Source organism: Occallatibacter savannae (assembly GCF_003131205.1).
Classification (GTDB): domain Bacteria; phylum Acidobacteriota; class Terriglobia; order Terriglobales; family Acidobacteriaceae; genus Telmatobacter; species Telmatobacter savannae.
In genome coordinates, this window is sequence record NZ_QFFY01000003.1 from 498,282 (window position 1) to 513,779 (window position 15,498).

General features: G+C 57.7%; 9 protein-coding genes. 2 read left to right on the top strand and 7 right to left on the bottom strand.

Translation table 11 applies throughout. The features are described 5' to 3' along the window. Positions 1-68 precede the first annotated feature (68 nt). Both DHV10_RS13915 and DHV10_RS27190 read left to right on the top strand, forming a co-directional pair. A complete protein-coding gene (locus DHV10_RS13915) occupies positions 69-1,406 on the top strand; it encodes an Hsp70 family protein (RefSeq protein WP_109486963.1) in 1,338 nt (445 codons plus the stop codon). Positions 1,407-1,506: 100 nt separating this feature from the next. After that, positions 1,507-1,713, top strand: coding sequence for a hypothetical protein (locus tag DHV10_RS27190; protein ID WP_162601523.1), 207 nt, complete (start codon positions 1,507-1,509; stop codon positions 1,711-1,713). Positions 1,714-1,742: 29 nt separating this feature from the next. Here DHV10_RS27190 and DHV10_RS13925 read toward each other — a convergent pair whose 3' ends face one another. The 7 genes from DHV10_RS13925 to DHV10_RS13955 form a co-directional block, all read right to left on the bottom strand. Next, positions 1,743-2,936, bottom strand: a complete 1,194-nt coding sequence (locus DHV10_RS13925; protein ID WP_109486965.1) for a tetratricopeptide repeat protein — start codon at positions 2,934-2,936, stop codon at positions 1,743-1,745. Positions 2,937-3,064: 128 nt separating this feature from the next. Beyond that, on the bottom strand, positions 3,065-6,721 hold the full coding sequence (locus DHV10_RS13930) for a TonB-dependent receptor (RefSeq protein WP_162601524.1): 3,657 nt from the start codon (positions 6,719-6,721) through the stop codon (positions 3,065-3,067). A gap of 591 nt (positions 6,722-7,312) precedes the next feature. Next, positions 7,313-8,893: a hypothetical protein gene (locus DHV10_RS13935; RefSeq protein ID WP_162601525.1), complete on the bottom strand. Its 1,581-nt coding sequence runs from the start codon at positions 8,891-8,893 to the stop codon at positions 7,313-7,315. Between the two features lie 223 nt (positions 8,894-9,116). Then, positions 9,117-10,466 carry a TolC family protein gene (locus DHV10_RS13940; RefSeq protein WP_109486968.1) on the bottom strand — a complete coding sequence of 450 codons (1,350 nt, stop codon included), beginning with the start codon at positions 10,464-10,466 and terminating at the stop codon, positions 9,117-9,119. Between the two features lie 58 nt (positions 10,467-10,524). Beyond that, on the bottom strand, positions 10,525-11,778 hold the full coding sequence (locus tag DHV10_RS13945; protein WP_109486969.1) for an efflux RND transporter periplasmic adaptor subunit: 1,254 nt from the start codon (positions 11,776-11,778) through the stop codon (positions 10,525-10,527). Beyond that, entirely contained in the window at positions 11,771-13,654 is a 1,884-nt protein-coding gene (locus DHV10_RS13950; RefSeq protein WP_109486970.1) for a glycosyltransferase family 39 protein, read from the bottom strand. Before DHV10_RS13950 ends, DHV10_RS13945 begins: the two co-directional genes overlap by 8 nt. After that, entirely contained in the window at positions 13,651-15,357 is a 1,707-nt protein-coding gene (locus DHV10_RS13955; protein ID WP_109486971.1) for an NAD(P)/FAD-dependent oxidoreductase, read from the bottom strand. The genes DHV10_RS13950 and DHV10_RS13955 overlap by 4 nt, the downstream gene beginning before the upstream one ends. Positions 15,358-15,498: the final 141 nt, after the last annotated feature.

Here is a 15,498-nt window from a genome sequence, read left to right on the forward strand (position 1 = left end):
AGATTCGGTTCATACCTTCGGAGCGTCGAGCACTTCCCTAAACAGAGCTCGATTGAAATAATCACCGAATGCGTCTCGGCGATCGCGAGCAGGTTTCCTTCGGTATCGATTTCGGAACTACTAACTGCGCGGTTGCAATGGTGCAGCCCGGCAAAGAAACCCAGCTCGCTAAGTTCTCGTTCCGCGGGGAAGCGATCCCAATCTGCCGCTCGGTGCTTTACTTCGAGCAAAGCAAAGCTTCCAGCGGGCAGCGTCGAGTTCACGGCTACTCGGGACCCGAAGCGATCGAACGCTACCTCGATGCAGATGAGAAGGGGCGTCTCATTCAGTCACTCAAGTCTCACCTGTCAAGCAAATCGCTGACCGGCACCGAAATCTTCGGCCGACGTCACCGGCTAGAGGAACTGGTCACACGAATTGTCTCCGATCTCCGCAGGAAGGCTGAAGAGCAGTTCAAACGCCCAGTTCGCCGCGCTACTGTAGGCCGTCCCGTGAGATTCGTCGGGGCTGAATCAGAGGACGATGACAATTACGCAGTCTCCCGATTGCGGGAATCGTTTGTAGCAGCAGGATTCGAAGAGGTTGAGTTTGAGCTTGAGCCTGTAGCAGCTGCATATACCTATGAGGCAACTCTCGACCGCGACGAACTGATCCTGATTGGCGATTTTGGCGGCGGCACGAGCGACTTTTCTCTCCTGCGCGTTGGTCCGGAGGTTCGGCGTCGCGGAAGACGGCCAGACGACCTTCTCGGCAATACCGGAGTCGGTTTGGCCGGCGATGCATTTGACGCGCGGATCGTGCGAAAGCTTGTATCGCCGGCTCTCGGCTCGAACTCCAACGCACGTTCGCTCGACAAGATACTTCCGGCCGTTCCGGCCTGGATCTACGCGAACCTGGAGCGCTGGCATTACCTGTCTTTTCTTCGAACCAATAATGTTCGGGAGATTCTGAAGAGCGCCCAAGCGCGGGCGCTTGAGCCGGAAAAGATCCATGCCCTGAACGCAATCGTGGAGGGCGACCTGGGCTACCAATTGCATCAGGCAGTACAAAAGACCAAGTACGAACTCTCCGGGCAGGAGCGGACGCATTTCACTTTTCGAGACGGGGGACCGGGGTCCTCCACAATCGACCTGCAGATTCCGGTGTCCCGGGACGAATTCGAGACGTGGATTGTCGAAGACCTTGCCGCGATCGAGCAGAGCGTGGATGCACTGCTGAAGAGTACAGGCATAAAGCCGAATGATGTGGATCGTGTATTCCTCACCGGCGGCACCTCTTTCGTGCCTGCTGTACGCCGGATTTTCACGAGCCGGTTCGGAGCCGATCGCACTCGGGGCGGAGACGAGTTCACGTCCGTAGCGCAGGGGCTCGCACTGTCCGCGAGGGCCGCGCACGCTCAGAAATGACCCAGATGAGCCTGTCTGAGTACTTCCTATAGACGCGCATTGGGTTTCAAATTGGGGTTATCTTGCATTTTCGGGCTTCGGTGTAGAGAATTAAGCCGTCATGGGCCATCGCCTTCCCCAAGAGCTCTTGCTGGAACTGCGGACCTACCTCCATCATTTCGACGAGACGGGACATCTCGGCGAGAGCGATACCGTCGAAGAGATCAAGCGCCGACTCCAACAGCGGATTCGGGAAGTCGAAGCGCAGGTCCGCACCAGCCAGCTGAACACACACGAGAAAGCGTTCAGTTCAGGTCGCAGCAAATGAACCCTTGTCCCGCAGTTCGATAGCTCCAGCTACTGCGCGGGCGGAGGCTCCTGGACTGAAGGCGGATTCCCGCGTTTCGCCCCGTTTGCGATCTTCTTGTAGAGATCTTCATCCGCCGCTTTGTTCAGGGTCCGGGCTTTCTCCAGTTCCAGTTGTGCTTCCTGCATTTTGCCCATCGTTCGCAGAAGTCGTCCCAGACGCCAGTGCACGTTGACATCGTCCGGCTTCAGCTTCGCCGCCAGATTCAATTCGCGAAGCGCCTCTTCGTTTCTGCCCGCATCGGAATCGATGATGCCGAGGTCAAGACTGGCCAGCCACTGATTTGGATCGAGAGCGAGTCCCTTTTGCAGACGCGGTCGGGCCTCCGTGGGATTGTTCAGTTGCAGGTAGCAATCGCCCAGGTACACGAGCGACTGCGCGTGATTTGGATCGTTCTCGAGCTCGGCCTGAAATTGCTGAAGAGCCTCCGGGTATTGCTTCTGAGTCCATAGCAAGTACCCAAGGCCGAAGTGCGCGTTTGGCTCTTTCGGATTCGCGGCCACGGCCGCGCGAAACATCTTCGTCGAGCCCTCGTTATCTTTCATTTCGTCCAGGGCTTCGCCGGCCAGCATGTCGGCCTCAGCCGACTCCGCATTGATGGAGAGGATCTGATGATATGTATCCATCACGCACTGGAGCTGCTTCGACCAGAGGCAACTGTGCGCCAAGGACAGCAGCAGGGGGGAATTCTGCTGATCGCGCTGCGCTGCCGCCTTCAGGTAAGGAACGGCACTCCCGTACTGAGCGAGCCCGTAGTAGCACATACCGATCAGTACATCGAGCCGCTGCGCCTCGGGCGAGTCGGTCTTTGCCTGCTTCCTGAGCGTCTTGAACTCCAGCAGGGCATCTTTCAGCTCCTCTGCTTTGAAAAGTGCGAGGCCGAGATTCAAGCGCACTGCGGGCTTGTTCGGATCGAGTGCCAAAGCCTTTCGGTAAAGCGGAATCGCACCTTTGTAGTCCTGGCGCCGCGCTTTCAGCAGCGCGAGACGCGCATAGGGCTCGGGATTGCGCGGGTTCGCCTTGCTCAGCGCGGTCCACGCCGCTTCAGCCTGCGCGATGTCGCCCTGCTGCTCAAACCCTAATGCCTGCTGCCGCTGCGGGTCAGGAGCACTCTTCGGATGCTGTTGAGCGGCAGCAGCAATCGCTACCACCGAAAGCATCACAACTGACAGCACCGTTTTCATGCGGGTTCCAGTACCACTGATTCTAATCGGTTCAGAGGATCGAACGCGGGTTCAGCCCAGATCCTGCCGAGGCGCAAAAAAAATCGGGCGCGACGGAGGTTCCGCCGCGCCCGACGATACAGCTGTTTTTAGAACACGAATTTGCCGCCCAGTTCGAGCACGCGCGGATCCTGCGTGCTGGTGATCTGGCCGAACGTGTTGCCCTTATTCAACACGGTGCTGAATGCGCCGTTCTGCGGGTTGTAGCCAGTGGCCACTCCATTCGGTTCTGTGTGGTTGAAGGTGTTGAACGACTCGAACCGGAGTTCGAAGTGCGCCCGCTCCGTCATGGCAAACGACTTGTACAGCGAGGTGGTGAAGTTGACGCGGCCCGGTCCGACAATGAAGTCCTTGCCGGCATTGCCGAAGCCGAGGTTCGGTCCGCCCTGCCACTGCGGAATCACGTTCGAGAATACGGACGTGTCGAACCAGCTGTTCATCTTCTTGTTGTACTTCGCCTTGCCCGTCACGTTCGGACGGACTGTGTAGCCGCCGCCGAGACCGACCGGATCCCATCCGCCCTGGTCGTGGCAACCAGGAGTTGGGTTGTTTGCGCCATTGCAGCCGCCTGCGCCGGTCACTGTCACTGGAACGCCCGATTCATCGACGATGGTTCCGGCCAGTTCCCATCCACCAATCAGCGAATGAGTCAGCCCGGTGCCCTTGGCAAAGATCGGGAGTTTGTAGACGTAATTGGCACTGACGATGTGACGGCGGTCAAGGCCGCCGGAACCCTTGTCGTACTTCAGGTTCCACGGATTGCTTACCTGGTTGAGGTCATATGTGGTGATGTCGATTTCGTGCGAATACGTGTAATCGATCTCACCGCTCAGGCCCCACTTGTTTTGAACACGGAGTCCAGCCTGGAATCCGTTGTACGTGCCATTGGTATCGTTCTCTTCTGCATCAAGATCACCGTAACCCTGATACGGACGGAACGCGTTCAGGCCGCCATTGAATCCGCCCAGTCCCGGCTTGCAGGCGCTGTCGTCTCCATAAGGCGAGTGGTTGCCGCCGTCGCCGCCGAGGCAAGCGACAGTGGTAAGGCCCTTTCCAGCATCGATCTTTGCAAGACCGGACTCTGGGGTGATGTTGTTGCGGTGTACCTCGATGTTCTGGTGCCACGCCAGGTTGCCGACATACTGCACAACAGCAATCATGGACGGGACAACTTCACGTTGTACGCCGAGCGAGTACTGAGCAACGCCAGGAGCACGATAGTCGTGCGCGAGGTATTGGTAGCCGCCCGTCGCGAAGACCGGGAGTGTGCCAGCAGAGGCGTCGCCGCCAGTCTGCCAGTTGAATCCAGGCTTGCTCCAGAGGGTGTTGCCGAGGCTCAGGTTGTAAGAGAACGGCGGGGCAGTGGCGGTGTTGTAAATGTCGTTACCCTGCATTCTCTCGAAGAAGGTTCCGAAGCCGCCACGGAGAACGGTCCTGCCGTTTCCGGTGAGGTCTTCAGAGAACCCAATGCGTGGTTGATAGGTTTTGTAGTCGTTCTTGACGAGGCCGCGCGGGAAGCCATTCTGTCCCGCAAGACCCATGCCGTTCAGGTAGAACGGGATTCCGCCGATGGTCTGGACTCCAGGGCTGCTTGGGTCGATCGTGCCCGCGGCCGTCCAGATTGGCTTAGCCGCCTGGTTGTACGACGCCGGATAGAACGTCGCGACTGCGTTGCTGCGCTCCCATGCGTGCGGCAGGGCGTCATAACGGAAGCCAAGCTGCAAGCTGAGGCGCGGTGTGACGTGCCAGTTGTCGAGAACGTAAGCCGACGGTGTCTGGTTCACGTAGTGGCGGATAGGCGTGGCCTGGAACTGGCTGTAGCCCGATGTCAATCCGAGGAGGATGTCAATCGCGCTGTCGCCGGTCGAGCCGTTTGGCGAGTAGTTGCCCTGCGAATCACCAAAGATCTGCTGGTTCTTGGTGTACCGGTTGTAGCTGAAGCCGTACTTCATGGCGTGCTTGCCCATGGTGTACGAGACATCGACCTTGGGCTCATAGTCCTGGGCTGCGTTATGCCAGGGAGCAGAGCCTGTATCTTCTGCCGTTCCGTACGGGCCAAGATAGCCGATGCCGGGTAGCGCATTGCGGGTGATCTTGAACAGTCCGGAGACCGGATTGACGCTCCAGCCGGAAGGCAGCGCTGCATTCGAGCTGTTCACGATATTGATGACGTTGCCGTCGTAGTTGATGCTGCCTTCAACCAGGAGATTCGGGTTGATGGTGCCGCTCAGCTTGATTGCCGCCGAGTTAGACGGGTTCGACAGTGTGCTGGTGATTGAGTTATAGCTCGCCCACAGCCAGCCGAGGAACGGAGATGCCGATCCCTGGGTCACTGTGTCGTGCATGTAGTGGCCCAGAACTGCCCACTTGTCGGTGAATTTGTGGTCGATACGCAGGACGTCGTCGCGGACATCGAGCGGAACTACATTGGCCGAAACAACTTTGTCGTCGGAAGTCGTCGGCTTCGGAAGCGCCGGCGAGTTGAGATAGAGCACGCCGTTCGGATCGAAGAGCGAGGCCGGAATGACCTGTCCACTGAGGACAGTGCACTGCGGATTGCCCTTGCTGTCGAGGGTCGTTTGTGCCGGGTTCCAGCAGCCGTTTGGAACCAGGCCAAGCGGTTTCAGCTTGTTCTGGTAGTACCAGGTGCTGGTGTCGATATTCGGAACGTGAATCTGGTTGCTGGCGCTGAATGCCGGCGCAACATACGTAAGGTTCTGTCCAGCCGTCGGCCGGTCAGCGTTGTCCAGCGTGTTCTGGATGTTGGTGCCGGCGGCGTTGCGGATTTTGCGCCATTCCTCGTTCCAGAAGAAGAAGGTCTTCTGCCGGTTCGCGTTGTAGACGCCCGGGATGAACAGCGGGCCGCCAATGTTGCCGCCGAAAATGTTGTAGTGGAGCGCGGGGCGAACGTTCTTGCCGCCGAGCTTGTTGAAGTAGAAGTTCGCGTCGTAGTCCGTGTTGCGGTTGAACTCGAACAGCTCTCCGTGGAACTTCTGCGTGCCGCTCTTGAGCGAAAGGCTCATGGTGGCGCCCGAAGAAATACCGTAGTCCGGAGGATAGTTCGAGGTCAGCATGTTGAACTCGGCGATGGCGTCCTGCGAAGGCATGATGTCCATGCCGCCGGCGCCGCCGCGGTCATCGGCTTCGCCGCCGTCGATGAGCCAGATATTGTGGCTCTGACGGAGTCCGTTGACGCTGATGGTGAAGTTCGCCAGCACAGAGCTCGGCGTGTTGGAGTCAGGCAGTGCGGAGCTGACGCCCAAGCCAAGGGCAGCCAACGAAGCAAAGTTGCGGTTCTCAGTTGCGATTTCGCTGATCTGCTCGGAGCTGATCAGCGTGCTGACCACGTTCGAGTCCGTCTGCACCTGGAGTGCATCAGCTTCGACCGTGACCGTCTGCGATTCCGCACCAACCGTCAGTTTGATGTCTGTGCGCACCGTGGCCGAGACGTTCACCACGACGCCGTTCTGCGCAAAGGCCTGGAAGCCCTTTGCGGTGACCTTGAGGTTGTAAGTCGCCGGGTTCAGACCGTTGATGTCGTACAGGCCTGTCGGTCCGCTGTCCGTCGCCTTGGTAGTTCCCGTAGCTGGGTCAGTGAGGGTAATATGCGCCCCCGCGACCACCGCCCCTGTCTGGTCGGTAACGATGCCGGTGAGCTCAGAGTTGGCTTGCGCGTATGCGACAAACGCTCCTCCGAGCACCAAAAGCAAAGTCAGCAGGATATACCTGGTTATTGCTTTTCTCATGTGGCCTTCCTTTTGAAATGGTGTTGCCTTGTTTGCGTTATTGATTTGGGGGAGAACACCGGGAATCCCTCGCCCGCGCACTACCAGTCCCTGCGAACACAAAACAGTCCGCTTGCGACAGGCGATGAGAACCTCTCTTGCAGGGCCGACATCACTCATGCAATTCGCTGGAGTAAAGCGATTAAGGTGATAACCAGCGCGAATGTTAGAGTCGCTCTAAGAGAATTGTCAACAGGAAAAGAAGGTACCGGTATCGTACAAAATATGGCCCGTCATACGATTGACAAGGCCCAAAGTTTGGCCATCCGACTCCAGTCATCTTGTTTTCTGGAGATGTTCGGTCTGGAACGGTGGTCCCTCTACATAAAAGTGGAGTTTCGGGCGGCTTGGCGAATGCGACTGAGAATGTAAGCTGCTGCTTCCATTCAGTTTGTGCGAGCGGAGCTGTTCTGCAAAGGGTCGGGACTGGGCGTGATGCCCGCGAACTGCGACCTTCGTCCCAAGTGATACCAAAAATGGCAGGTTTAGCTCGTATGTGAGGGCGTATGGAACCGTATGGAACCGATTTTGGGTCCAAAAGATGGGCGCAGGTCAGAAAAGCGGTACCTGGCACACCTTCATTTCTCGATTCTGGTACGGGCAGGGGAACCGGGTCTCCGACTTGCTTGGCAACACGATCCACCGGACGTGAGCCGGAGCGAGCTTCGACAGCCTCCGGTCATCCGAGGCCGTCGCCAGGTCTGAGTCGATTGCTTTGCCGCTCATCCAAGCTGGCGTCAGCGCCGGGGCGACGGCCGCGATGCCACCATCCTTCGTAATGTCGGGAATTGCGCTTCGCTCTGCGATTGCCCGGAAGTTCTGCGAGTCTTCACCCTCGCCCTCGATGTAGTGGGGGTCGAGTGCAAAGAGCGCATCTTTCGGGGTGGTGTTCCGAATCCAAAGGAACCCCTGTTCCCAGTCATTCGACGCCGCGAGCCCAGGCAGTTCGATATGAGACGAATGCGGGAAGGTCCGGATCTGGACGAAAAACATGAGCGCTCCCAGCACCAGAAAGGTGGCAGTCCATCGCACCGGGTCGCGCTCAAGAAAGACTTTTGCAAGCAACGCTCCGGAAAGGAGGATGAGCACGATGTACACGGTGTGGAAGATTCGCAGCGGCTGGAGCATCGCTACGAAGTAATTGTGTGCATTTGCATGAGCGAATGTCAGGGAGACCGCAATTACGGCTAGCCCGGCCCAGACAGCCATGCGCGCCATCCAGCGCCCGCAGTCGCTCAAAGTTGCGGCCTTTTCAGCGATCGCCCACACGAGCAGCAATGGCGCGACAAGACCGACGATCTCATACCATTGCCAGGCGCTCAGAAACCAATAGCTGCGAGTTTGGGCCACCGCCGCATATCCAGCCGGCTGAGCCGGCGCCAGACCGTTGACCAGAGTTGCCGCAAGCAGTGCAAACAGAAGGACTCCAGCGAGCGAAGCGTTTCGCACCAGGCGGTTCGGTATCGAAGCGCAAACCAGCGTAGCAAGGCAGCAGGCTGTGTACGAGCCCATGAGCGGATGCATAAGGATCGCGAAGACCAGTCCGGCCATGGGAAGCCCCAGAGAACGGAGTCGTAAGCGACCCGTCTGCCTGAACTCGCTGAGGAGGTCGAGCGTTCCGAGAATCGCCAGCAACCCAAGGGGCGTGGATAGACTGCGTGCCGTCACGTACGGATCGACAAGCAGCAACGACGTACCCGCGGCAGGCATCGTCATGCAGAGACAAAAGACGACCACTGCCCCGCAGCGGGCCTCGATGTTGCCAACGCAGCGCGATGCGATTAGCCACGAGGCATGGAGAGTTCCCCAGATGCTGAGGACGTACACCCAGAACATGCACGTCATGACACCGACGCCCGTGGTCCTTACAAGAATGGCCATCATTGGAGCAAACAGAGAGAAGCGCGTCTGCGCAGTCACGAAGCCAGTCCAAGCGGGATACAGCTCTGGATGAAGCAGCTTGAAGATGCCGGGCAAGTAGATGCCACCATCTTCGGCGTAAGGATGATAGCCGTGAATGAGGACCGCAACGAGCGTTAACGCTGCCGTGAGCAGAAATGGGGCAGCCGCCCTACTCTTCTGAGGCTGGCGATTCCCGACTGTGGAGGGTACGAGGGTTTGTGTCGCTGCCAAGTGCGCGATCTCCTCAGTTCTCATTTCTCTAAACGATCAACTTGGCATGACGTCAGGGTCTTATGAGTTCAGTCCGGCCCCGCTCTATTTATGCGCCTCGATAAAGACCTGCCAGCCGCGTTCTATGGCCCTTGGTACTAAGATTCCGAAAGCAACATAGCAGTTGGCCCTCTCTGACCGGCTCAACATGCCTTTCAGTTTCTGACGTTTGCAGCATGGGCGATCAATGATGACCGGAGGCCACCGTTGCCGCGCCGACCCAGTCGTCGAGCTGCCCCGTCTGGCGCATGAGCGAGATTCTGGCCTTCGCGAGTTCTAGGCGTGCGTTCAGCAGGTCAATGTACTTCTGGCGTTCCTGTATCTTCGCCTGCTGCTCCTCTTTTGGCGTAATCGGAGGAGATCCGCCGGTGCCGTGGAGCTGAATTCCCACCGATTTCAGTTCGTCCTGCGCAATCGCAAGGTCCAGTTCCGCCATTTTTGCGCGCGTCTCGATCAGACGAACGGACCGGGTCATCTTCATGCGGTTGGCGTTCTCTTCAAAGCGCTGATTCTGGATATCGATCTCTGATCGCGCAGCGTCTGCGGCCGACGCTCTGGCCGCATCCTTTCGTATTCGATCGAACATCGGAAACGAAAAGATCACTCCCAGGTTCGCCGTGTTGTAGTTCTCGTGAAGGTTATAGAACGAAGAGACATCGTTGATCGGGCTTACGCGTCCGTACTGAGCCGCGAAGTTGATGATGGGCCTCCACGTGTAATTGGCTTCTCCCTTCGCACGCTCCATCTTGGCGCGAGCCGTAGCCTCCGCCGCGCGAAGCCCCGGCGTGGCGAGTGAGCTTTGAGGATTGGGATCGGCTGTACGCAGGTCAGGGATCTCAGGAATCGAATCGTGTGCAACTTGTACCTCGGACTCCGGCAACCCGGTCAATTCCGAAAGATGCGACTGCAGTGAAGCTCTGTCGTCTTCAGCCTGAAGCCGCTGCAAATCCATCTGCAGTGCGCCCCGTTGTGCTTTATGAAGGTCCAGTTCGGAGTCCAGGCCAGCTCTCACGCGATCCTCGAGAATTGAAACCAACTTCGCCGAAAAGTCCTGTTGTTCGGAGAGCGCCGCGAGCGCAGCCTGGTTCTGGTCCAATTCGATGAGCGCGATAGCAACATCTTCTTCCGTTTGCTGCCGGGCTTCTGCGAGCGCAAACTGAGCGGCTTGCACGTCCGCATGAGCAGCTCTGATCGCGAATCGCTGCTGATTGCTGTAAACCAGCGACTGTGCATTTACTGTGAAGATAGTAGGGACACTCAGCGTTATCCCGTACGTCCATCCGAGACCGCCCCCTGTGACCACACTGGGGACAAAGATGTCTTTTGCGATCGCCAGATTTTGCTGAGCCTTCTTCAAATCAAGCTCAGCTGCTCGAACTCGCGAGCTTTTCTCCAGAGCCCGCCGGATCACAGAATTGAAGGCCGATTGTGCGGAGCAGAGGCAGGGAGCGATGCAGAAACAGCACAGCACGATCAAGTCCCGGAAGGTGTGCCGAGCGCACGCCCTCGCGCCTTTGCATCGATTCGTTCTCATCGTGACCGGCTAAATCAAATCCGTGTGAAATCACCTCAACTGCGAATGAACTACAAACCTATTTGACGCGAAGATTGTCTTTCAGGCTTTCTCCCTCGGAAGCATGAACCGCGACGCGGTCGTCGATTTTCAACCCGCTGGTGATCTCGGCCTTCATTGCATTGACCAGCCCCACGTTCACTGCCGTCTTCTTCAGCTGACCGTCTGCAATTCGGAACACAAAATGCTGCGTTCCCTGGTCTCGAACCGCCTCACGGGGCAGCGTCATCACGTGCAGATGCTTCTGCACGGTCGCCGTGACGGTAACGCTCGTGTTGACCGGCAGGCCATCTGTGTCGCCGATAATGTCGACAGTGCACATCCCGGTGCGGAGTACTCCATCCCCTGTAACGGCCATCGGCTTCGATTCGAGCCTTCCATTCCAGACGTGCCCGGGTGCGCCAGAACCCCAGGTGACCCTGACCGGCTCGGCCGTTTTCAATTGGCGAATGTCCGGCTCATAAAAACTGGCGCGAACTGAGAGCTTTTTCAGATCCGCCACATGCACCAGTTCAGCGCCCATTTGCACGAAGTCGTAGCGGTTTACGGGAAGCAGGTACACCGTACCCTGAATCGGCGAAGCGACATTTGCATTTCCGTACGAAACTCTTTCTCCGGCGAGATTAGCTTTATCAGCAGCAATCTTCGCCTCCGTACTCTTCAGATCTTCCGGACGATAGCGCGATTGGGCTCGCGTTTTCGCTGCCTGCATAGCGGAATTAGCTGTTTCGAGACGTTGTCTTGCAGATGCGACCTCTGCGTCTGACGCGCTTCCGATCTGACGGAGTTGCTGAACTGTTGCCAGTGCCTTTTCGGCCGAAATCTGCTCGCTTTGCGCCTTCGCCAGGTCGGACGCCTGCGCAATCTGATCTTCTTTGGACCCGTTCTGCCGCATGTTCTCTGCGTTCAGTTCTGATGTCAGAAGCGCCGCCCGAGCATTATCGACGCGTGACTGTGCAAATTGATCTCTCAACTGCAACAGCTTCTCGCCCGGTCGGACCCTCTCGCCCAAGTGAACGTAGATGTTGTCCACAATGCCCGAGAAAGTCGCCCGGGCTGCAAAGTCATTTGTCGGGACCACGGTTCCGGTCGCCGACACGCTGCTCTCGATGTCTTCGTATAAAGGCGAAACTGCTTGTACTTCGACTGCCCTCTGCCGATATAGGAAGAATGCAATGCCGACGATGAGGAGTATCGTTCCGCCGATCAGTGCGTGTCCGCGAGTGAACACAAGGTCGTGTGGCTTCGCTGCAAGCGTAGAAACGTCACTCATCGCTCAAGAGCTCCGGCGGAACGTACCATTTGGCCTCCGGGACATTTTGTGACACCTGGAATGGAGCAGGCGGACGGCTATACACCCTCGGCTGATACGCCGGAGTCTGATCGCCTTGAGCCTCGTAGAACTCGGGCTCTCCGCGCGCAAGCGGCGTGAAGCCTCCCAGATCGTTCGCGCGCGTATCCACTGGGAGGCGCGCTACGTCGTACCGATGCTTGCGCAAATCTTGCAAGAGCCAGTTCTTCTTGCTCGCAACGATCATGTACGGGCCGGCAGAATGCTGAAATTCCGCCAGCGGAACAATGGGCATCGAGTAGAGGACCTTGCGTCCCGCCCAGAGATTCTCCTCTGGAGAGTCATCCTTGCGGAAATAGCGAATTGCAGGGAAATCCACCGGAAACACGACCCGCCTCGCCAGATCGACCGGCGCGTAGTGTTGGAACGTCAACGCCAGCAGCGGATCAGCAATTACGATCGGCGAGCCCGCAGGTACGCGCGCCTGCGCGTCCTGGAAACTATCCACGATCTTGTAGAACGAGTCCTTCTGCTGCTTGTACCAATACCCCACTACAGCTTCCCTGCTCAGGAACCAAGCACAGGCAACACACAGCAGCACTATGGGACCGTAGCGGACATTTCGAAAGACATAGCGCGCCGCTATCACTGCCGCAATCGCAAACCCATAGCAGACAGGAATGACGAACCGCGGCGAGAGCATGCCTCCGCGAATCGATGCGATGATGTATCCGCAAATGGGATACGTCATAAAGACGAAGACTCCCATCGCCTCCCAGGGCGTCAGCGGTGTTCTTCCTCGGTAAGGGGCGAAGATGGAATCCAGCCATCCCGGCAGCAAGCCGCGGTACACTCTGCGCGAACTTGCCGCCACCCTCTCTTTCGACCAGAACACGACCGCTGCCACCACGAGCAGCGCGAGTATCGGATACAGAATGATCTCCACCATCTCTGTATAGGAGTCAAAGACCTGATCGAGCGAAACCTTGTTCCAGGCATACGGCGCGAACTGCGCAATCGAGTGAGCGATCAATGGCCGATAAAGCAGCAAAGGGGTCGCTGCCAGCGCTAACCCGATCCACACACGAACATCGATGGCGCGAAGCCAGCCGGACCGCCGGCTCCTCGAGTTTCTGGTGAACTCCATTGGCGCACCGAGGCGGAGTCGTCTCGCGCGCACGATGGTTCTCACCAGTTCACCCAGCGCCGGCGGCAGAAAAGCGAGCACTGCGAAGTAGTTCGTCGAGATGCCTGCGGCCAGACTTACGACCATCCCGATCAACGCCAGCGACCGTACTCCAGCATTTCTCGAGAGATCAATTGAGACCGTCCAGCAGAGAAATGCCAGCATCGCCAGTCCGTAGAAGATTCCGTACGAGCGACTCTCGAAGCTGTAGTCGAATGCCGCCATGGACATCCAGACCAGGCAACCGAAGATCGCCCATGAACCGCAAATACGGCGTTTCAGGAAAGCGAACAGAGAAGTCAGGCCGACCCAGCAACCGAGTGCCGCAGGCAATCGATACGCCCACTCATGTTCGCCGAAGATATTCCGGCACCAGTGAACCAGGAGATAGGTGAGCGGCGGATTCGGGTCTGCACCAGCCGAAAGGGCATGCCACAAATCATGGAAGCTGTTCAGGCGAGCCAGATGAAATGTGATGAACTCATCGAGCCACATCAGCTTCTGCGCTGATTGCATGAGGAACACCACGAAATATAGGACGGTCAGGGCCGCAAATGCCCTGACCGGGTTGGCATCAAGCCAAGCGACCACCCCCGCACCCCGCGGTGGAGATTCAGTCGAAGTTTGGTATGAGCACTCGTCGTTCAGCACTGCGGAGCCCATATTCCTCATGCAACCTCTTCGTTCTTCTCATCAGGCTGCTGGTCCGTGGCTCGTACCGGCCCTGCAACAACTGCGGGCTGCTGTTCGCTTTCCTGCCTGCCCTTCTCCTCGTGATATTCCTGCTCCGTGTTGACCTGCCATAGATTGTCTTTGCTTCTGCGGCCCGCGATGATGTTCTCCACAGCCATCATCGCCGTAAGCATCGAGTGATCCTGATTGTTGTACTTGTGCATTCCGTTGCGCCCAACCAGGAACAGGTTCTCGTAGCGCTCCATGTACTTGATGATTTCGTCGAAGCGGTCGTAAGTTCCGAAGTAAGCCGGATATGTTTTCGGAACGCGGAAAACGCATGAGTCGCGCACTTCGTCCGCACGGAGAATGCCAATGCGCTCGACTTCGTTGATCGCGAATTTGGCGATCTCCGCATTTGGCTTGTTCCAAAGCTCGTCCGTGTCGTAGCAAAAGTATTCGAGCCCGATCCAAACTTTGGAGGGATCGCTGACCAGATAGGGACTCCAGTTGTTAAAGATCTGGATGCGACCGACGAGCACGTCCGGCTCCTGCACATAGATCCACGTGTCCTTGATCATGGAACCGTCCGACTCGGTCAACAGCAGGCGATCAACAAGCAGGCCCACCGTGATGAAGTCGCGATACATGAGCCCGTCCGCGATCGCTCGCACGTCTTCCGGCACAGGCGCATCGATGGCTTTGATGAGTTCGCTGATCGGCATCGTCGAGAAGAAGAAGTCTCCGTCGATGCACACGCGGTTGCCTTCGGGCGTACGCGCTTCAAGGGATGCGATTCGCATCGACCCGTTTTTGGCGCGTTCCACATTTAAGCCTTCAACGCGCCAGCCGAGCCGCACCTCTCCGCCTTTCGACTGGACCTGCTTTGCGACATGCTCCCACAACTGTCCCGGCCCGTACTTGGGATAAAGAAACTGCTCGATCAGCGAAGTCTCCGAGTCCTTCTGCCGGATGTCACCCTTCGGCTTGCTTGATGCAAACAGTTTCTTGACGAAATGCTTGACGGCGGAAATCAGCGACAACCCCTTGATGCGTTGGGCACCCCAAGCTGCCGAGATCTGGTCACAAGGCACGCCCCACACCTTCTCCGTGTAGCTCTTGAAGAACGTAAGGTACAGTTCGCGCCCGAACCGGTTGATGAGGAAGTCCTCGAGCGTGTTCTCAGGCTTGCGCGGAAATGTCTGCGCCTTCAGATAGCTGAACAGAATTTTTACCGTGCGCGCGATGCCGAGCCTGCCCAGCGTACCCGCCGAAAGCGAGAGCGGGTAGTCGAAGAACGAACGCATAAAGTAGATACGGCTCTTCCTGGGACGCACGAGCATCACGCAGTCGGGGTCGGGCACCGGCACGGGACCCAGTGCCTGCGTCTCCTTCGCTGCGCTCTTAATATGGCGCTCTTGATTGTGGTAGCGAATCGATAGATCACCGCTCTGCCCTGAATCGGCAATGGGCATGATCTCGGTCCACCAATCCATCACACGATCGGATTTCGAAAAAAACCGGTGGCCGCCAATGTCCATCCGGTTGCCGTTGTAGCGGATGGTGCACGATATTCCGCCGATGCGGTCGCTCCCCTCGAGCACGATCGGCTTAATATCCGACTGACGGCACAATTCGAGTGCAGCCGTGAGTCCGGCTGGCCCTGCACCAATGATGACTGCTGTCTGTTTCTTGTGGCCCACGCTCACTCCTCACCTTGCGCTGGATGGTTGGCAGAAAACGGCTCTATCTTGCATTCGCTTGGAGGTTTGAAGGATCGTGATGCGCCCGTTTGGCGAACCCGGGTTTGGCATCTGCACACGATGACCTGTTTGGCTTTATTT